At 46.3% G+C, this 18,580-nt stretch carries 14 protein-coding genes; 9 read left to right on the top strand and 5 right to left on the bottom strand.

Going from position 1 to position 18,580, the window contains the following annotated elements; all coding sequences use genetic code 11:
• Nucleotides 1–116 precede the first annotated feature (116 nt).
• From OSC7112_RS34495 to ppk1, 3 genes are all read left to right on the top strand, one after another.
• Nucleotides 117–4,655: a HEAT repeat domain-containing protein gene (locus OSC7112_RS34495; RefSeq protein ID WP_015176485.1), complete on the top strand. Its 4,539-nt coding sequence runs from the start codon at nt 117–119 to the stop codon at nt 4,653–4,655.
• A 127-nt stretch (nt 4,656–4,782) separates the two neighbouring features.
• Nucleotides 4,783–5,430: a Uma2 family endonuclease gene (locus OSC7112_RS13875; RefSeq protein WP_015176486.1), complete on the top strand. Its 648-nt coding sequence runs from the start codon at nt 4,783–4,785 to the stop codon at nt 5,428–5,430.
• 197 nt (nt 5,431–5,627) lie between these two features.
• Entirely contained in the window at nt 5,628–7,811 is a 2,184-nt protein-coding gene (gene ppk1, locus OSC7112_RS13880; protein WP_015176487.1) for a polyphosphate kinase 1, read from the top strand.
• Between the two features lie 250 nt (nt 7,812–8,061).
• Here the strand turns inward: ppk1 and OSC7112_RS39745 are convergent, their stop codons facing one another.
• A complete protein-coding gene (locus OSC7112_RS39745) occupies nt 8,062–8,232 on the bottom strand; it encodes a hypothetical protein (RefSeq protein ID WP_015176488.1) in 171 nt (56 codons plus the stop codon).
• A 202-nt stretch (nt 8,233–8,434) separates the two neighbouring features.
• The gene (locus OSC7112_RS13885; RefSeq protein ID WP_006632500.1) at nt 8,435–8,695 is read right to left on the bottom strand and encodes a hypothetical protein; all 261 of its coding nucleotides are present in this window, start codon (nt 8,693–8,695) and stop codon (nt 8,435–8,437) included.
• Between the two features lie 9 nt (nt 8,696–8,704).
• Between OSC7112_RS13885 and OSC7112_RS38175 the strand changes: the two genes are divergently transcribed.
• From OSC7112_RS38175 to OSC7112_RS13895, 3 genes are all read left to right on the top strand, one after another.
• Complete coding sequence (locus tag OSC7112_RS38175) at nt 8,705–8,911, top strand: hypothetical protein (protein ID WP_150111540.1); 207 nt, start codon at nt 8,705–8,707, stop codon at nt 8,909–8,911.
• Between the two features lie 246 nt (nt 8,912–9,157).
• Nucleotides 9,158–9,709, top strand: a complete 552-nt coding sequence (locus OSC7112_RS13890; RefSeq protein WP_015176489.1) for a DUF2854 domain-containing protein — start codon at nt 9,158–9,160, stop codon at nt 9,707–9,709.
• A 412-nt stretch (nt 9,710–10,121) separates the two neighbouring features.
• Nucleotides 10,122–10,934: a DUF3598 family protein gene (locus OSC7112_RS13895; RefSeq protein ID WP_015176490.1), complete on the top strand. Its 813-nt coding sequence runs from the start codon at nt 10,122–10,124 to the stop codon at nt 10,932–10,934.
• A gap of 5 nt (nt 10,935–10,939) precedes the next feature.
• Here OSC7112_RS13895 and OSC7112_RS13900 read toward each other — a convergent pair whose 3' ends face one another.
• The 3 genes from OSC7112_RS13900 to exaC all read right to left on the bottom strand — a co-directional run bounded on the left by OSC7112_RS13900 (nt 10,940) and on the right by exaC (nt 13,976).
• Nucleotides 10,940–11,776, bottom strand: a complete 837-nt coding sequence (locus OSC7112_RS13900) for an SDR family oxidoreductase (protein ID WP_015176491.1) — start codon at nt 11,774–11,776, stop codon at nt 10,940–10,942.
• A gap of 167 nt (nt 11,777–11,943) precedes the next feature.
• A complete protein-coding gene (locus tag OSC7112_RS13905; protein WP_015176492.1) occupies nt 11,944–12,288 on the bottom strand; it encodes a DUF779 domain-containing protein in 345 nt (114 codons plus the stop codon).
• A 167-nt stretch (nt 12,289–12,455) separates the two neighbouring features.
• Complete coding sequence (gene exaC / locus OSC7112_RS13910; protein ID WP_015176493.1) at nt 12,456–13,976, bottom strand: acetaldehyde dehydrogenase ExaC; 1,521 nt, start codon at nt 13,974–13,976, stop codon at nt 12,456–12,458.
• A gap of 309 nt (nt 13,977–14,285) precedes the next feature.
• Between exaC and OSC7112_RS13915 the strand changes: the two genes are divergently transcribed.
• From OSC7112_RS13915 to OSC7112_RS13930, 3 genes are all read left to right on the top strand, one after another.
• Nucleotides 14,286–15,023, top strand: a complete 738-nt coding sequence (locus OSC7112_RS13915; protein WP_015176494.1) for an iron-sulfur binding domain-containing protein — start codon at nt 14,286–14,288, stop codon at nt 15,021–15,023.
• 900 nt (nt 15,024–15,923) lie between these two features.
• Nucleotides 15,924–16,124, top strand: a complete 201-nt coding sequence (locus tag OSC7112_RS13925) for a heavy-metal-associated domain-containing protein (RefSeq protein ID WP_015176495.1) — start codon at nt 15,924–15,926, stop codon at nt 16,122–16,124.
• Between the two features lie 46 nt (nt 16,125–16,170).
• Nucleotides 16,171–18,429 (top strand): heavy metal translocating P-type ATPase, encoded by a 2,259-nt coding sequence (locus OSC7112_RS13930; RefSeq protein WP_015176496.1) that lies wholly within the window; start codon nt 16,171–16,173, stop codon nt 18,427–18,429.
• The last annotated feature ends 151 nt before the right edge of the window (nt 18,430–18,580 follow it).

Consider the following 18,580-nt stretch of genomic DNA (forward strand, 5'->3'; position numbering starts at 1 on the left):
GCGACGATCGAAGTTTTGATGTAATGATTTCACCATAGGTCGATCGCCCGCAACCAAAGTCGATCGCCTATAATCAAACTAACCCCCTTCGAGCCTAAAATTAGGAGAACCGTCAAATGCTAGAAGCTGCGCTATTAGGGCTTTTCAACATTGCTTTCGAGGCGATAGTCGGAACTCAAGCCAATGATGCAGCAAAGCACCTCTGTTTGAAGGGCATCAAAAAATTATCACAAGACGGTAAAATTGTCAATCACGATTTAGAAAAAGCGCTAAAAAGTTCTTTCCTGAAAGCTCAACAACAAATCGCCTCAGAATGCAAACAGGAAATCGATCCGAAAAATACGGATAACCGAGAGAGTTTTAGCTATTCGCTGCAACACAGGCGGCGCGATTTTGATTGCTTGAAACGCAAGCTCGAAAAGCTAAAATTAGATTTACAGCAGGTTGAGAAAGAAACTGTTCCTTCTGGGATTCCGATTGCAGGTTTAGACGACATAGAATTGCTGCTGACGGCGACAGATGAGTTAAAACAGAATCAGGTTGCAGCAGTTAAGCAAAAACTGCTGGAAGTAGCCCTAGAAAATTGCGATATCGCACCCTACAAAACCAAGTTAGAGCAAGAGTTGTTTCCCTTGGTAGCGGCATACTTTGCTCGGGAAATCAAGGAAAATGATAAAGTTTTTCAGATTTTTACCGGGCAAACTTTGACGCGGATCGATCGCACAGCGCAACAGATGTATGCTTGGCTTGAGGAGATTGTGGAAAAGAGCCGCATTGTTTACCAACCGATAGACTGGCAAGCTATTTGCCAGCAGATATTAGAGGAGAAAGAACAGCAGCGACTTAGTAGCAATCAGCTAACTTTTGGCAACCATCAAATAGATGATGTTTATGTACCGCTGGGTTTGGTGGAAAGGCAGAAAGTGACTCACCGACGCGAGGATGTGGCGGCTGAGGAAGGTTTAAATTTTTACCGGAAAAAACAAATTACTCAAGGGTTTGAACACAAGGAATTTCTTGAGCAAGTTATCCAGCAAGGAAGTAGCCCGAAAAGCAATGGCAAGCGGTTAGGAATTATTGGGGAACCGGGGGCGGGGAAAACAACGCTGTTGCGGCAGATTGCTAATTGGGTAGCTGATGAGATTTTGGAGGCGATTGTTATTTGGGTGTCTTTGGCAGATTTGCAGGGGAAGGAATTAGAATCGTATTTATTTGATAATTGGCTGCTGGCGGCAATTAAGAGAATTGGGAAGGCTGAGGCGACTGCGGAAATTAAGGATGATTTTTTAGCACAGTTTAATGCTGAGCGCGTGTGGTTGGTGTTGGATGGGGCGGATGAGATGGCGGTGGGGGATGGCAATCCTTTGGCGGAAATTGAGCGGCAAATTAGAACCGGCGGCTGCATTCAAAAGGCGCGAATTGTGCTAAGTTGTCGGCAGAATGTTTGGGATGCGATCGGCTCTACGTTGGATACTTTTGATACTTATCGCACTCTGGAATTTTCCTATCCCGAACAGGTGGAGATATTTATCGATAAATGGTTTGGAACCCCCCCTAACCCCCCCTTGGTAAGGAGGGGAACAAGAGAAGAAGGGGAGCACAGAATAGAAAATGAAAGTCTTACTCCCGCCTTAGCAAGGGGGGCTGGGGGGGTGCTTTCTCAACAGCTACGGGAAGCATTAGCAGCATCGGGGAAACAGCGAATTCGAGATTTAGTGAAAAATCCCCTGAGATGTTCGTTATTGTGTGGCACTTGGCAGTCGTTGGATGGGGATTTGCCGGATACTAAGGCTAAGCTTTATCAGCGATTTGTGACTACTTTGTATCAGTGGAAAAAACCGCGCCTGAATTGGATTCAGCAGCAGGAATTGAATGCGGCTTTGGGGAAATTGGCACTTTCAGGGATGTTAAATGAAACGTCGCGGTTTCAGTTGCGAGAAAGTGCGGGATATCGGGTGATGGGTGCATCGCAGTTTGAGTTAGCTTGTCATTTGGGTTGGCTGAATTTAGTGGCGAGGGATGGGGAGACGCTGGAAGGGATTTATGCTTTTTACCATCCGACGTTTCAGGAATATTTTGCGGCGTTGGCGGTTGAGGATTGGCACTTTTTTTTGAATCATATTCCTAAGAATCCGCAACATCCTGATGCTAGGTATCGCATTTTTGAGAAGCAGTGGAAAGAGGTTATTTTGCTGTGGTTGGGGCGCGAGGAGGTAGGGAAGGATGAGAAGGAAGCGTTTATTAAGGCGTTGGTTAAGTTTAAGGTTGGGTGGGATAAATTTTATGGATATCGGGCATATTTTCTAGCGGCTGCTGGGATTGCTGAGTTTAAAGATTGTCGCCTTGCTGATGAGATTGTGTCGCAGATTGTTATTTGGGGATTTGGTTATTTTAATAAGCAAAAACACGATTGGCGGACATTTCTCGATCCAATTGTCGAGATAGCAAGGGAAGTTCTGGAAGAAACCGATCGCAAAAGGGCTATCTTCGCTTTAGTCGAGTTAATCCGCAATTGTGGTGATGAATATACCCGGAGGGAAGCGACAAGAAGTTTGGCGGGAATCGGCAAAAATTGCCCAGACGCGATCGCCGCTTTAGTCGAATTAATCAATACTTCTCAGGATGAAGTTACTCGGTGGCAAGCGGCAGATATCTTGGGTAAAATTGATAAAGATAGCCAAGTAGCGATCGCCGCTTTAGCAGAGTTAATTCACACTTCTGTTGAGAAAAACACCTGGAAGCGAGCGGCATATAGCTTGGGGGAAATAGGCAAGGATAGCCCAGAAGCGATCGCCGCTTTAGTCGAACTAATCCGCAATTCAGTTGAGAACGGTTTCTACCCGTTTTTCTCTCGGCATAACGTACCTACCTGTATAATAGTGGCATATAGCTTAGTGAAAATAGGCAAAAATAACCCAGTTGCGATCGCCGCTTTAGTCGAGTTAATCCGCACTTCAGATAATAAAGTTACCCAAGGGCGAGCGGCAGAAATTTTAGGTAGGATAGACAAAGATAACCCGGTAGCGATCGAAACTTTATTGGATTCAATCCGCAACTACCGTCCTAAAGATAATCGTTATCAAGCCGCAGAAAGATTAGCAACAATCGGCCAAAATAACCCTGTTGCGATCGCTGCTTTAGTCGATTTAATCCGCACTTCCCGCAATAAAGTTACCCGGTGGCGAGCCGCAGAATGCTTAGGGAAAATAGATAAAGATAACCCAGTTGCAATCAGCGCTTTAGTCGAGTTAAGCCGCAATTCCAATGAAAGGACGCGGTGGTCAGCGGCAGATAGCTTAGGTAAAATAGGTAAAAATAACCCAGTTGCGATCGCCGCTTTAGTCGAGTTAATCCGCAATTCCGGTGCTGAAAGTACCCGGTGTCAAGCAATAAAAAGCTTAGGGGCAATAGGCAAAAATAACCCAGAGGCAATCTTCAGTTTAGTCGAGTTGCTCGGTACTTCTAAAAGTGAATATACCCGGCTTCAAGCGGCAGAAAGCTTAGGGAAAATAGATAACAATAACCCAGTCACACTCTCCGCTTTAGTCGAGTTGCTCGGTACTTCTTATAATATGTATCTAAATCTATCGGAATTAGTAAATAAATTAGAGAAAACAGGCAAAAATAACCCAGGGACAATCTCCGCTTTAGTCGAGTTGCTCGGTACTTCTCAGAATCCATATACCGGGTTTATAGCGACAGAATGCTTAGGGGCAATAGGCAAAGATAACCCCGTGGCTATCGCCGGTTTAGTCGAGTTAATCCGCAATTCAGGTAATGAAGATATCCGGTGTCGATTGGCAGAATGCTTAGGTAAAATAGACAAAGATAACCCAGTGGCTATCGCCACTTTAGTCGATTTAATTCGCAACTCAGCTAACCCAGATACCCGGTGTCGAGCGGCATCTAGCTTAGGGAAAAGAGAGAAATATCACCCAGTTGCGATCGCGACTTTAATAGAGTTGATTCCTAATTATCACCCTGAATATTCTATTTTTGACCCGGCAGATAGCTTACTGGAAATTATGAAAGGTAAACACTTCGCCAAAGCAGTCTCAGGTTTGAAAAATCGCCTAACTTCGGAAATCTACAAAAATGATTTTGGTCGGAATGAAAGATGTCACGGAGTCATCTGGAATTGTGCCGAAAATATGACTTACCCAGACTTTTATCAAGCATGGCACACTCAACCAACCAATTACCCAACACCCAACAACCACCCACAAAATACAGATATCCCCACACTCCTCAAACAACTCCAACCTACCGATAAAACCTTCCCCGTTCCTCTCAACATTCGCGCCTTAGAAGGCGAAACCGATACCAGCCCGATCGCCCAAGAGCTCTGTACCCAACTATATCAAGCAATCTTCCCCGCAGATGCAGACATTCCCGCAATTCGCAACGCCCCCGAATTCAAGCGATTAATCCCCCAACTCAAAAATCGGCTGCAAAAACAGCACATCGCCTTAATTTTGCACTCCTGTCCCTGCGAAGATGCGCTTTCGGCTTTCACCCGCAAACTCGCCGACAATCAAATGGGAATTCATATCGCCTGGATTACCGATACACCGCTGGAATTGCCGTTAACAGGTTTTGCGGTGGATGGAGATGATTTGTTTGATGCGGTGCAAAATTGGATCGGGCGGATATAAATAACCTCATGAATAGAGCCCCTCTCCCTCGATCGAGAAACGGTTTGATTCGGGTACTATGTAACTGTCAACTGCTATATAACTGTGCTATAATTGGAAAGAGGCGAGCTTTGCAGGAAATTAAAATATGGTATTACCAACAATTAGTGAAGATACAATTTCCCTCGCGCCAGGAGACGAACTTATTCTGCGATTTAGAACTTGGGAAGATTATGAAGCATTGCTAGCCCGTCGAGAAGATCGAGCTGGATTGAGAATTCGCTACAGCAGCAAAACCCAAGAAATTAGAATTATGTCTCCATTGCCCAGACACGGTAAAAATTCAGATATACTGGCAGATTTGGTCAAAGCTTTACTGCGACATGAATGCAGAGATTGGGACGCATTTACCCCAATTACCCTCAAGCGCATTAACCAACAAGGAATCGAACCAGATTATTGTTTTTACATCGACAATCGCGCAGATATTTTAGGAAAAGAGCGAATAGATTTAGAAACAGATCCGCCCCCAGATTTAGCGATTGAAATCGATCTGACTTGCACGACTAAACCAGAAGATTATGAAGCGATAGCACCTTTAGAACTATGGGTTTACCGTCAAAGTCAATTGTCGATTTATCAGTTCGGTTCGCAGCAGTATCGAGACTCTCAAATTAGTCGCTGGTTTCCCGGTTACGATCTCAAAACCTTAATTCCTCAATATTGCGATCGGGGCTGGCAGGTGGGTTCTAGTGTGGCGCTGCGAGAGTTTGAAGAATTGTTGCGATCGCGATGAATATTGGAGAGTGAAAACGGGCGATCGTACTGACAATAAATATAACAGTGGCTCTCTCCAGACTGCATCTGTTCCCTGCAATACCTTCGCTGGTGACAGACAAAAATATACGATCGACAGATGCAAACCTACTATTGAACCTACAATACTATTTCTAGAGATGCCATCACCGAGCCTCCCAAAGACTCCCCCAAACCATGCCCAAGCCAAAAAAGACCCCCGCCAAAACCTACACTGAAATCAATCTCAGCGACCCTCAATATTACTTCAACCGAGAACAAAGCTGGCTAGAATTCAACAACCGCGTGCTCCACGAAGCCCTCGACCCCCGCACGCCCCTCCTAGAAAGGCTCAAATTTCTCGCTATTTTTAGCTCCAACCTAGACGAATATTTTATGGTGCGGGTGGCCGCCCTCAAACAGCAAGTACAAGCAAAAGTCAGCAAATTGACCTCTGACGGCAGCACGCCTCAACAACAGCTAGATGCCCTTAACAAGCGGCTTTTGCCGATGGTTTCTCAGCAACACGCCTATTTTGAGCAAACCCTGCGGCCGAAACTAGCAGCAAGCGGCATCTACATTCTCGACTACATTGACCTCAATCAAGAACAGCGCAATTACTTGCACCGCTACTTCAAAGAACAAGTATTTCCCGTACTCACTCCCCTGGCAGTTGACCCCAGCCACCCATTCCCCTACCTTTCCAACCTCAGCCTCAATTTAGCAGTAGTAGTCAGGGACCCCGACACGCGGGAAGAATTATTTGCCCGCGTCAAAGTACCGCAGGTGTTGCCGAGGTTTGTGCCGCTACCGGGGGATTTGCAGTGGCAGCAGAGGGGCAAATCTCCGGTTTGGACTGGCGTGCCCCTAGAACAGGTGATTGCCCACAATTTAGAAGCTTTGTTTCCGGGGATGGACGTTGAGGAATATCACCCGTTCCGCATTACTCGCAATTCCGATTTGACGGTGGAGGAAGATGAGGCGGAGGATTTGCTGCTGGCAATAGAACAGGAACTCCGCAAGCGCCGGTTTGGAGGTTCTGCGGTGCGGATGGAAATTCAAGCGATTATGCCGCCTGCGCTGCGAGATATGCTGATGGACGAGCTGGATCTCGGCGAGCAAGATGTTTACGTCGTAGAGGGGCTGCTAGGCCTCAAGGATTTGATGTCTTTTGTGGGGCTGCCGGTGCCGGAACTCAAAGACCCGCCTTGGACTCCGGTTGTGCCGCCGCGCTTGCGGAACTCGGAATCACCAATGATTTTAGGCAAATTGATGTTGGATGCTGACGAGGGCGAGGATATTTTCACCGCCATCCGCCAGGGGGATTTGATGCTGCACCATCCCTATCACTCGTTTGCTGCGACGGTACAGCGGTTTATTACTGAGGCGGCGCACGATCGCTCCGTGTTAGCGATTAAGATGACTTTATACCGCACTTCTGGAGATTCGCCGATCGTCAGCGCCTTAATTCAAGCAGCGGAAAACGGCAAGCAGGTAGCCGTTTTAGTAGAGCTCAAAGCTAGGTTTGACGAAGAAAATAATATTAATTGGGCTCGCAAGTTAGAACAAGCGGGAGTCCACGTAGTTTACGGTTTGGTGGGACTCAAAACCCACACCAAAATTGTGATGGTAGTGCGTCGCGAGGACGGGCACATCCGCCGCTACGTCCACATCGGCACCGGCAATTACAATCCCAAAACAGCGGGACTGTATACCGATGTGGGTTTGTTGAGTTGTCGCGAGGATTTGGGATCGGATTTGACGGATTTGTTTAATTATTTGACTGGTTATTCGCGACAGGTATCTTATCGCAAATTGTTGGTGGCACCGGTCAATATGCGCGATCGATTTTTAGCTTTAATCCGCCGCGAGGCAGAATTCTGCCGCTTGCAAGCCGAAGGCGGCACCGGTAGCTGCGGCCGGATTGTCGCTAAAATGAACGCTTTAGTTGACCCTCAAATCATTGTTGCTTTGTACGAAGCTTCCCAAGCGGGAGTTAAAATTGATTTGATTATTCGGGGGATTTGCTGTTTGCGTCCCGGCGTTGAGGGTGTTAGCGAAAATATCAGAGTTATCAGTATTATCGGCCGCTTTTTAGAGCATTCTCGGATGTTTTATTTTTTCAACGGTGGCGACGAAGAGGTGTATATTGGTTCTGCTGATTGGATGCAGCGCAATCTTACAAGACGGGTTGAGGCGATCGTTCAAGTGGAAGACCCGACAATTGCTAAGGAATTGCAAGAAATTTTGGGGGTAATGCTGGCTGACAACCGCCAAGCTTGGGATTTGCAGTCGGGGGGACACTACTCTCAGCGGCGGCCGCCTGCTAATTGCCCGGAAGTGAGCTCTCAGCAAATTTTGATGGACATGGTAATGAATTAATCATTAATCATTAGTCATTAGTCAGTAGTTGTCAGTAGTTGTCAGTTGTCTAATGTGCAATTAGCAGTGGTCGGTTCTTGTTAGCTATTAAGCTGTACTGCATTGAATTTTCACTTGTTGGGCGGGCTTTCCGCCCCACCCAACAAGATTTTTACTGACATAACTATCCAAATTAAATGCGCGACAACTACTGACAATTGACAACTACTGACTAACGACTAATGACCACTGACTAATGACTGCTGACTGCTTAACTGTTAAAAGTACGCTTAAATTCTTCTAAGAGATCGTCAATTTCTTCGATCGCCTGACTCACATCTATTCTCAGGGCTCCCAAGTCCGATCGATCTAACAGCCGCACGAGGGATTCCCGCTTGCTCTCGATCTCTGCTACGCGCTCTTTGATTGTTTGTGCATCCATGGTTTTTTGCCTTTGCTACTATTAACAAAAATATTTGACATTCCCCCCTGCGAACAGACGGAGATTCTTAATTCACCGACATACCTTTTTGGGCAACTCCTTCACTGTTTTTATATGGGAAGTGATGAACCTGGTCAGGGTTTTTGGGTCTGTGTTATAGTTTGATTGTACATCAAAACTTTACCCAAACTTAAGCCACATTTTAGCGCAAAAAAGGCGGACGTTTGGTATCTGCGGGTTTATTTTTCATCATTCCAGCTAAAAATCGCTTCAGGGCCTTCTCCCGGTTTTTCATAAAAGCAGCCCAAAATCCAGGTTGATATTCATCCATCGTCTTGGCTAGGGCCCAGACATCGATCGCTAAGATATTATAAAGCCTTTCATCTTCACGTTTGAGCGAGTTAATCTGCTCCAGAACCGCCTTGTTTGCTCCAGCAGTTTGTTTGTCTTCGTCTTTAATCATGTCCGAAAAATGGTTGAAAGGGCAAGAGTGTCGATCGCGATCGCCACTCTGTATACTTTGATGATACTGCCGATCTCGATTGCCTTCTGGAACCAACGCCGCGCAATTAACACGGATATTTACCGATGGCGCGCCCGGGCGAGTCCGGCTGGATCGGCTTCTGAAGCTAGAGACAAGACTGTGGATGCACACCGCTCCCGCGCTCATAGATGCTAGCAGTTTTTGCAGGTCTTTTGGCAAAAAAACTAAATTTATTCAAGACTTTTTGACAATCAAGCATCCAGGATACAAGCCCCCGGATTCATCCGTCCAGAAATAAAAAACCTGTATCCGATAAAGGAACCCCCGAATTTATCCGTGTGGTCGCCTCTAAAATCTCAAATCTAAAATCTCAAATCTAAAATCGATTGACAGATAATAATTAAAGTATATTATTTCTGTCCGACTACTTACCTGACTAATATGTTACGCAAAATTTCTTTAGCAAACCTAGCCTTAGTTCTTGGCGGTATTATAGCAGCAGTCGGGTTCGGAGCCTACTTCACAGACAGACCTACCCTGAACCTAGCCGGTTTTTTTTATGGAATTCCGCTGTTGCTGGGAGGTTTGGCCTTGAAAGCCGCCGAACTCGAACCAGTGGAGTTCACCGAACCGACTTCTCCCGAAGTTCTTCTCCTGCGAGAAAGTCAGGCCACAGATACTCAAAACCAAGTCCGCAAAGATGTCACCCGATTTCGCTACGGTCAAACCGCTCATTTAGATGACGCTCTGGAGCGCTTGGGCCTGGCCCCGACAGACGAGGAACGGCCCCTCCTGCAAGGGTTGCGGGAAGTTGATGTTGACGGTGCTTATGGGTTAATTTTAGAGTTTTCTTCGCCGCTAATGCCGATCGACTTATGGGAAGAAAAGCAAGACAAAATAGCTACTTTTTTTGGGCCTGGTTTGCGCGCACAAGTGACTCAAAAGGCTGATGACAAAATTGAATTGGCTCTCATTAAAAATACTCAAGCTTAAAGTATTCTGAAGTTTTGAGTGCAGAAAGTTTGAAGTCGCCAATTAATAATTAATCCTGCACCGGCTCAGAGACTGATTTTAGCGGCAGCGTGAAACCTGTCGCTATCAACAAAAGCTCAATCCGCAATTGAGCGATCGCCCAAATTTGATTTTCCTTAATTACAATAGTGTTTGAGAACCGATCGGGAATCTTAAATCAGGAGAAGCACAAATAGTTTCGTCCCAAAGCAGGGGTATTATTGCCGCCAGCTCATCAGGGTTTGTCAGTTGCAGTTAAACAAGCGTCGAAGTCGATGATAGCAGTCTTAGTTGCCAATAATCCTGGCTCAGTCTAGAGTAGAATAAATGAGCAGGTTGAATCCGCCCAACTAAATTATTGACAACAATCTATAGGGAAAACAGGGATACGCCTATGTCAGAGAACAGAGTGTCCATCACCGCCAAAGTACCTTTAACTGCTCAACAGCAGTGGGAGACTCTCATGGCTCATCACTGCGGACGTTGGCAAGGGTTATTGGTTAGATATGATGCCGCAGGGCAAGTTCTCGATATTCTTGATTCTGTACGGAGTTTCATTCCTTCTGACGATCTGCAAACTGTCACCCATTCCCTCGACTTCAGGAGTCGGATGACAGAAACAGTAACGCAGAAACAATGGGTTTTGACCTTGGGTAATCCGCTGATTATCCATCCAGTCGATCCAGAGGCTTATCTGCTTTTTAATCCCCATTCTTCTGACATAATGGTTGGGCACGACCGAACGGGTTTAAGATTCTATTTTGAGCCTTACCTCCTGGCACCAGGAAAAAGAACAAGTGTGGTGGTGATGTACTACAAAGACGCCGCCAATATCTCTGAGCCTTACCTGTTTTCATTGTTTAGAGAGAGCAAGGAAGAGGTAGCGAAACCTTGGTGGTCTGAACAAACTCACTGTAGGATCGATCGAGTCAACGGCCTCAAACTTCCTGCTCAAACCACAGGCGGGACGTATGTTTCATTAGATGAGATGGCTCAACTGCCAGTTCCTCCTCAACCCAGTGAAATACAAGGCGATTTTCTACAAATCCAATTTCCAGATGCAATAGAGGTTGTTCTTTCGAGCGATCGATTCAAGACTCCCTATTATGCCTCGATGCGTTGGACACCAGATAGTCAAAACACCCCCCGAAGCTGTACTTTAATCTACGAACAACCGGATCAAAAGGCTGATGTATTCGCCATTTAACAGGCTCAAATTTCCACTTCAGGATGAATGAGCTGGTATCCTTCTGCTTTGAGCTTCTGATTCGATATGCGGCGATTCTTCGGTCGCTCTGTTGTATCTGACCCATCCCATTCCACTTCAGGTAATTCGTAGCGATCGCACAGTTGTTTAAACAATTCACGAGCCGTGATTGGAACATCATTCACAAGGTTATAAACTCCTTGTAATTGACGAGCGAGCGCCAACTCACTTGCTGATACAATGTCGTCCAGATGAATCCAGTTCGTGAAATGATTGCCTGTGCCTGGGCGAGTTGTACCTGCAAGCTTACTTAACCGTTGCTTAAACTCGCGATCGGGTGCATACATTGTTCCAAGGCGAAAGATACATACTCTCAAATCTTGGGTGGATGCTGACAGCAAAACTTGCTCTGTCTCATGTAAAATCTCTGAATGTCTGTTAGCTGGTGCCACAGGTGAAAGTTCACTCACCCAGGCTCCATTACTATTGCCATACACCGAACAACTACTGGTATATATGAGTTGTTTTATGTTGGGAAAATGCTTCAAGGCAAGAACAAGGTTGTTGGCTGTATGCAGGTATGTCTCCTCGTACATTTCCGCATCTACCTGTTTGTTTGCTTTAGGAGCGACACTCAAGAATATTGCATCTTGATTTTGCAGGAGCGTCTGTAATGTCTCTTCATCGCAGCGCTTAAGGACGATGACCTGGTTAGCAACCTTCTGTAACTCCCCAATCCGTTCTTGCGTTGTCGTCGTTGCAGTGATTACGTGACCCAGGTTCCGCCAATGCTGAGCAACTGCACTTCCAACATAGCCACAACCAATAATTATAGCGTTCATCCGTTTTTTCAACTTCTGATATAGAAGGCTCTAGAGGGCATTCAAGATAATAATATATCCAAGTTACAAAACTTTACGCACTGTCTGGTGCCTATTGGATTTGCATTCTTGGCATTTCATGCTGCTTTTTCTCCATATCATCCCTCTATTATGCAACGCCAACAGAGTTACTCAGCCTTAACAAACAAGCGAGAACGAGTAATAAAACGTTCTCCATCCGGCCCTTCCAGGGAAAAATCGCTGCCTCCGGGTCCCGATGCCACGTCTATAATTAACTGCGTGTGCTGCCAATTTTTGTATTGCTGCGCTGCAATATAAAAGGGACAACCGCCTATTTCGCCCAGCAATACGTCACCATCACCGATTATCAATTCGCCATCGGGAAAGCACATGGGGGAACTACCGTCGCAGCAGCCGCCGGATTGGTGAAACATCAATTCTCCGTGCTGAGTTTTGAGATAGTTGATTAATTTTAAAGCGGCTTCTGTTGCGGTGACTTTGGCAGTTTCCATTGCAGTCTGTTTGTGTAGCAATTTTATTTCGTTTGTGAATGAGATTTTTTTTAATGAACCGCAGAGGGCGCAGAGGACGCAGAGAAAGAGAGGAAAGAGAGAAAGAAGGAGTTAACTAATCATTGAAGTTTGTCCTTCTTCCTGTTTCCTTCCCAATGACTAAAACCTTAGAAAAAACCTAAAGCTTTGGGGCTGTAACTTACCAACAAATTCTTGGTTTGCTGGTAGTGATCTAACATCATTTTGTGATTCTCGCGCCCGATACCAGACGATTTGTAGCCGCCGAATGCTGCGTGGGCCGGATAGAGGTGATAGCAGTTTGTCCACACGCGGCCTGCTTGAACGGCGCGGCCCATGCGGTAGGCGGTGTTGATGTCGCGAGTCCAAACTCCTGCACCTAAACCGTAGAGAGTGTCGTTGGCAATTTCTAATGCTTCGGCTTCGTCTTTGAAGGTGGTGACTGCTAATACTGGCCCGAAGATTTCTTCTTGGAAAATTCGCATTTTGTTGTTTCCTTTGAAGACTGTCGGCTGGAAATAATAGCCGTCTTGCAAGTCGCCGGATAAGATGTTTCTTTCGCCACCAATCAGACATTCTGCGCCTTCGGCGCGACCGATTTTGACGTATTCGGCGATTTTTTCCATCTGGTTGATGGAGACTTGCGCGCCGAGGGCTGTTGTCGGATCTAAGGGGTTGTCTTGTTTGATTTGGCGGATGCGATCGATCGCCCTTTCCATGAATCGATCGTAGATTGACTCCTGAATTAAGGCGCGGGAGGGACAGGTGCACACTTCGCCTTGATTGAAGGCAAACATGACTAATCCTTCGACTGCTTTGTCGAGGAATTCGTCGTCTCGGGCGCAGATATCTTCAAAGAAAATGTTGGGGGATTTGCCGCCTAGTTCTAGGGTGACGGGGATGACGTTTTGGGAGGCGTATTGCATGATTAGCCTGCCGGTGGTGGTTTCTCCGGTGAAGGCGACTTTGGCAATCCGGGGACTGGTGGCGAGGGTTTTGCCGATTTCGGCGCCGGGCCCGTTAATGACGTTGATTGCGCCGTCTGGTACTAAGTCGGCGATGATTTCCATCAGTACCAAGATTGAGGCGGGGGTGGGACCTGCTGGTTTGAGGACGACGCAGTTGCCGGCGGCTAGGGCTGGGGCGAGTTTCCAGGCGGCCATTAATATCGGGAAGTTCCAGGGGATAATTTGTCCGATGACGCCTAGGGGTTCGTGGAAGTGGTAGGCGACGGTGGTTCCGTCGAGTTCGCCGATCGACCCTTCTTGAGCTCGGATGCAGCTTGCGAAGTAGCGGAAATGGTCGATCGCCAGGGGTATGTCTGCGAATGTGGTTTCGCGAATTGGTTTGCCGTTGTCCCAGGTTTCGGCGATGGCGAGGCGATCGAGGTTTTCTTCGATTCGATCGGCTATTTTGTGCAAAACCCGCGCCCTGTCTGCTGGGGAAGTCTTACCCCACTTGTCTTTCGCGGCGTGGGCGGCATCTAGTGCCAATTCTACATCCTCGGCGCTCGATCGGGGGACTTGACAAATTGATTTTCCTGTAATTGGAGACAGGTTTTCCGAGTATTTCCCTTTCACCGGTGGCACCCACTTGCCGCCGATAAAGTTGTCGTAGCGAGTTTGAAAAATCGACTGACTGCCGGATTGAACAGGTGCTGCTACTACCATTTTATTACCTGATTAATTAAAATTTGTTTTCGCGGGCGATTGAAATCTCTTGCATATCAACTATCGTTTATTTTCGATAATTTCGGTCATTTTATATACAAAATTTTACATTTTTCAAATATTTGAAATCAACTTTGTTTCTAGGTTTCGGGGTCGGGCTGGCGGTTAATAAGTTTTTTTTAAACCGCAGAGTACGCAGAGTACGCAGAGTCAGAGAAGAACGAGAGCAGAAAAAGAGAGTTTTACAAATTATTTAAACCTGCTAATATATAGATATAAACTTGGCAAATTATCGAAATTACCAATCAAATGCCTGCCTTAAATACCGTTGTTTTTTCTTCTGATTTCGAGCCTGGGTCACAGCCTTTGAACGCAGCGAAAGTCCGGTGGTTCCGCCGCCGGCTGAAAACTTGGGGCCAGCAGAATTTCCGTGATTTTCCTTGGCGGCGTACCTGCGACCCCTACGCGATTTTAGTGGCTGAGTTCCTGCTGCAAAAAACTACTGCCGCTACAGTGGCTCCGATTTATCAAGAATTTGTCGGTCGATATCCGACTCTCTCCGATCTAGCGGCCGCGCCTGCGGAGGAAGTTGCTAGTTTGTTGCAGCCTTTGGGTCTTTTTTTTCGGGCGCAAAAGCTGCGGGAATCGGTGCTGGTTATCCTAGAAAATTATCAGGGAAACGTTCCCCGCACGGAAGCTCAGTTGCTGGAACTTCCCGGAGTTGGCAAGTACATTGCGCGATCGGTTTGCGCTAATGCTTTCGGACAGCCAAAAGCGGTGCTCGATACGAATGTTGCTCGGATTTTGCAGCGTTTTTTTGGGATTGACGGCGGTAAGGTAAAATCGCGATCGTCCGAACTTTGGGAAGCCGCAGAACGAGTTGCTCCCAAACAGCAAGTCGGGCCGTGGAATTTAGGAATGCTGGACTTTGGGGCGGCAGTTTGCACTGCAAGAAATCCCCGCTGCGGCGAGTGTCCGCTGCAACAGCAGTGCGAGTACAAAATTAGCAGCGAAATCAATTCTCGGCTCATTGCCGAACTCAGTTGACAAATTTTGTGCAGTCACTGTAGGGGCGGGTTCACCAACAATCTCAGGCTAAAACCAACAATCTCAAAAACCCGCCCCCACCCCACGGTAAACACTATTAATTAACTGTGACGCAGCGGAAGTTATATCCTAAATCTAGTATGTTTATCAGGTAGGAAAAAACACTTTAACTATCCTTTGTGCTGCTCTAAAATTATCCGATATGTGAGAGTAATTATTGACGAAATAGCAGGCTATGTTAACCAACAACGAAGCAGAAAGTGGCGCTGTGAGATATTTGCTAATTCCCCTATCGTTATCAGCAACCTCAATATAAATCTCGTGAACATCGACCACCTCAGCGCCAATCCAAATCACAGGCTTAAATTTGATTGATTGCAACTATTACAACTTTTGATCCGACTCTTTTAAAACATCGATCGCGTGATTGAGGCTATTCAGAAAAGCTTGATTGAGCAGACCTGCATAACGCTCAATCTGTGGCAAATGGCCGAATTCTTTCATCACCTTGATGTCTCGCCTTCCCTCGCAAGCCGTGTTGCAACAACAAAAGAGTATTTTCTAAACCGTCGGAAACATCGAATAACTGCCAGCCCGATCGCCCTTTCCATGAATCGATCGTAGATTGACTCCTGAATTAAGCCCTAGGAGGGACAGGTGCACACTTCGCCTTGATTGAAGGGAAGCATGGTTCCCTGCGCGCGATCGCCCCAATCTAGGATACAACGGCTTTGAAAACACGCCCTAGGGATTCAAGAAACAGCGGATCGCGGTGTCCAGGGTGTTGATTTCTGCTTTTTAGAGGTGCTCAAAAATTTCTTTTCATTCCCCCTTGACACTCCAGTGGACTGGATACTGCAAGATAGGATGAACCCCTCAAAGGAAAGGAGAAATACAACCATGACACTACAGCTAAAAGTGCCTAACATGGCGTGTTCAGCCTGCGGCGAAACCATTACCAAAGCCATCAACAAAGTAGATGCCACCGCAACTGTTCAGGCAGATCCCAAGACCAAACTGGTCAATATCACAACTCAAGCATCTGAAGCCGCCATTACAGAGGCAATTACAGCGGCAGGTTATCCCGTTACCTGTCACTAAAGATTTCTCAGACCCATTTTAAGGATGAAAAATAAGGAGGTTTTGTATGGAAAACGCCACTATGAAACTGCGGGGCATGAGTTGTGCCTCCTGTGCCAATACAATCGAAGACGCAATTCGTTCTGTTCCGGGTGTGGAGGCCTGTAATGTCAACTTTGGTACTGAACAAGCGACTGTCATCTATGACCCGCACCAAACCAATTTAGGTATCATTCAGGATGCAGTAGATGCAGCCGGATATGTTGCCAAACCCCTGAAAGCAGAAGATTTATCTACAAATAATGATGCCGAACAGCAGGAAAGACTTGCAGAAACTCGACAGTTACTCCAAAAACTTTGGTTTGGTGGAATAGTGAGCGCCATTCTATTAATTGGTTCTCTGCCAATGATGACAGGATTATCAATTCCTTTCATCCCGACATGGTTGCACAATTCCTGGCTGCAATTAATATTAACCTCACCCGTGCAACTTTGGTGTGGCCGTGCCTTTTATATTAATGCTTGGAAAGCTCTCAAGCGTCATGCAGCCACCATGGATACTTTAGTCACAGTGGGTACGGGTGCTGCATATTTCTACTCCATCTTTGCCACCCTATTTCCCACATTTTTTACCGCTCAGGGGTTGACAGCCGATGTTTATTACGAAGCATCTGCGGTGATTATCACCCTGATTTTGTTGGGACGGCTACTAGAGAATCGCGCTAAAGGACAAACCTCAGAGGCGATGCGTAAACTGATGGGATTGCAAGCAAAAACGGCTCGCGTAATTCGCAACAACCAAGAGATAGATATTCCCATCTCTGAAGTGATTTTAGAGGACATAATCTTGGTGCGTCCTGGTGAAAAAATTCCGGTAGACGGCGAGATTGTTGATGGAACCTCAACGATAGATGAAGCAATGGTGACAGGCGAAAGTTTACCTGTGAAAAAGCAACCCGGCGATGAAGTGATTGGAGCTACTATTAATAAAACAGGTAGCTTTAAATTCCGGGCCACGCGAGTTGGTAAAGACACATTTTTAGCACAAATTGTGCAGTTAGTCCAGCAAGCACAAGGCTCTAAAGCACCGATTCAACGATTAGCAGATCGAGTGACCGGATGGTTTGTGCCTGCGGTCGTTACCATTGCGATCGCCACCTTTATCCTCTGGTACAACCTCATGGGTAATGCCACGATGGCGTTAATTACCACCGTCGGTGTCTTGATTATCGCTTGTCCTTGTGCGTTGGGTTTAGCAACACCAACTTCTATAATGGTGGGCACTGGTAAAGGAGCAGAAAACGGCATTTTAATTAAAGGTGCAGAAAGCTTGGAATTAGCACATAAATTGCAGGCGATCGTTCTTGATAAAACAGGTACTATTACCCAAGGAAAGCCAACTGTTACCCATTTTTTAACAGTCAATGGTACAGCCCACAGCAATGAGTTAAAACTTTTGCGGTTAGCCGCATCAGTTGAGCGAAATTCTGAACATCCTTTAGCCGAAGCTGTTGTGCAATATGCTAAATCTCAAGGCGTTGAGGTAACAGAAGCTCTGGAATTTGAGGCGCTCGCAGGTAGCGGTGTACAAGCCTGTGTTTCCCATCAATGGGTACAAATTGGTACGCATCGTTGGATGACTGAATTGGGAATTGATACCAAAGCTTTACAACAAGATTGGGAGCGATTGGAATATCTCGGTAAAACCGTAGTTTGGCTGGCACTTGATGGCAATATAGAAGGAATTATCGCTATCTCGGATGCAGTCAAACCCTCTTCCGCTAATGCAATTCGCACTTTACAAAAGATGGGATTAGAAGTGGTAATGCTAACAGGTGATAACCGTCGCACGGCGGAAGTCATAGCGCGGGAAGTCGGCATCAAACGAGTTATTGCAGAAGTTCGTCCCGATCAAAAAGCCGCTCAAATCGAAAATCTTCAGGCAGAGGGAAAAATTGTCGCAATGGTGGGGGATGGAATCAATGATGCACCTGCACTGGCTCAAGCTGACGTAGGCATGGCAATTGGCACAGGAACAGATGTCGCGATCGCAGCTAGCGATATCACTCTAATTTCTGGCGACTTACAAGGCATTGTTACTGCCATCCAACTGTCTCGCGCTACGATGCAAAACATCAAACAAAATCTGTTTTTTGCCTTTGTCTACAATGTGGCAGGCATTCCCATCGCCGCCGGAATTCTTTTCCCGATTTTTGGATGGCTTCTCAGTCCAATTATTGCCGGGGCAGCAATGGCATTTAGTTCCGTTTCTGTAGTAACAAATGCGTTGCGTCTCCGTAACTTTAGACCCAAAATTGTTGGCTAGTCTGATTCTTGCTGAAGAGGAAATAATGATGAACAAGCAACTGACATTTCTCGGAACATTAGCAGGATTTGGATTTCTGCTTGGGGTAATTTCCGGTTCAATTGTTGGAGTGTTAACGTAGCCTATTTTTGCACTCTGATGAATGAAACAT

The organism is Oscillatoria nigro-viridis PCC 7112 (assembly GCF_000317475.1).
GTDB lineage: Bacteria > Cyanobacteriota > Cyanobacteriia > Cyanobacteriales > Microcoleaceae > Microcoleus > Microcoleus nigroviridis.

What these genes read in the sequence shown, in the direction of transcription:
- OSC7112_RS34495 (WP_015176485.1), top strand. Translation starts at nt 117, where the DNA reads ATGCTAGAAGCTGCGCTATTAGGGCTTTTCAACATTGCTTTCGAGGCG.
- OSC7112_RS13875 (WP_015176486.1), top strand. Translation starts at nt 4,783, where the DNA reads ATGGTATTACCAACAATTAGTGAAGATACAATTTCCCTCGCGCCAGGA.
- ppk1 (WP_015176487.1), top strand. Translation starts at nt 5,628, where the DNA reads ATGCCCAAGCCAAAAAAGACCCCCGCCAAAACCTACACTGAAATCAAT.
- OSC7112_RS39745 (WP_015176488.1), bottom strand. Translation starts at nt 8,232, where the DNA reads ATGGATGCACAAACAATCAAAGAGCGCGTAGCAGAGATCGAGAGCAAG.
- OSC7112_RS13885 (WP_006632500.1), bottom strand. Translation starts at nt 8,695, where the DNA reads ATGATTAAAGACGAAGACAAACAAACTGCTGGAGCAAACAAGGCGGTT.
- OSC7112_RS38175 (WP_150111540.1), top strand. Translation starts at nt 8,705, where the DNA reads ATGGTTGAAAGGGCAAGAGTGTCGATCGCGATCGCCACTCTGTATACT.
- OSC7112_RS13890 (WP_015176489.1), top strand. Translation starts at nt 9,158, where the DNA reads ATGTTACGCAAAATTTCTTTAGCAAACCTAGCCTTAGTTCTTGGCGGT.
- OSC7112_RS13895 (WP_015176490.1), top strand. Translation starts at nt 10,122, where the DNA reads ATGTCAGAGAACAGAGTGTCCATCACCGCCAAAGTACCTTTAACTGCT.
- OSC7112_RS13900 (WP_015176491.1), bottom strand. Translation starts at nt 11,776, where the DNA reads ATGAACGCTATAATTATTGGTTGTGGCTATGTTGGAAGTGCAGTTGCT.
- OSC7112_RS13905 (WP_015176492.1), bottom strand. Translation starts at nt 12,288, where the DNA reads ATGGAAACTGCCAAAGTCACCGCAACAGAAGCCGCTTTAAAATTAATC.
- exaC (WP_015176493.1), bottom strand. Translation starts at nt 13,976, where the DNA reads ATGGTAGTAGCAGCACCTGTTCAATCCGGCAGTCAGTCGATTTTTCAA.
- OSC7112_RS13915 (WP_015176494.1), top strand. Translation starts at nt 14,286, where the DNA reads ATGCCTGCCTTAAATACCGTTGTTTTTTCTTCTGATTTCGAGCCTGGG.
- OSC7112_RS13925 (WP_015176495.1), top strand. Translation starts at nt 15,924, where the DNA reads ATGACACTACAGCTAAAAGTGCCTAACATGGCGTGTTCAGCCTGCGGC.
- OSC7112_RS13930 (WP_015176496.1), top strand. Translation starts at nt 16,171, where the DNA reads ATGGAAAACGCCACTATGAAACTGCGGGGCATGAGTTGTGCCTCCTGT.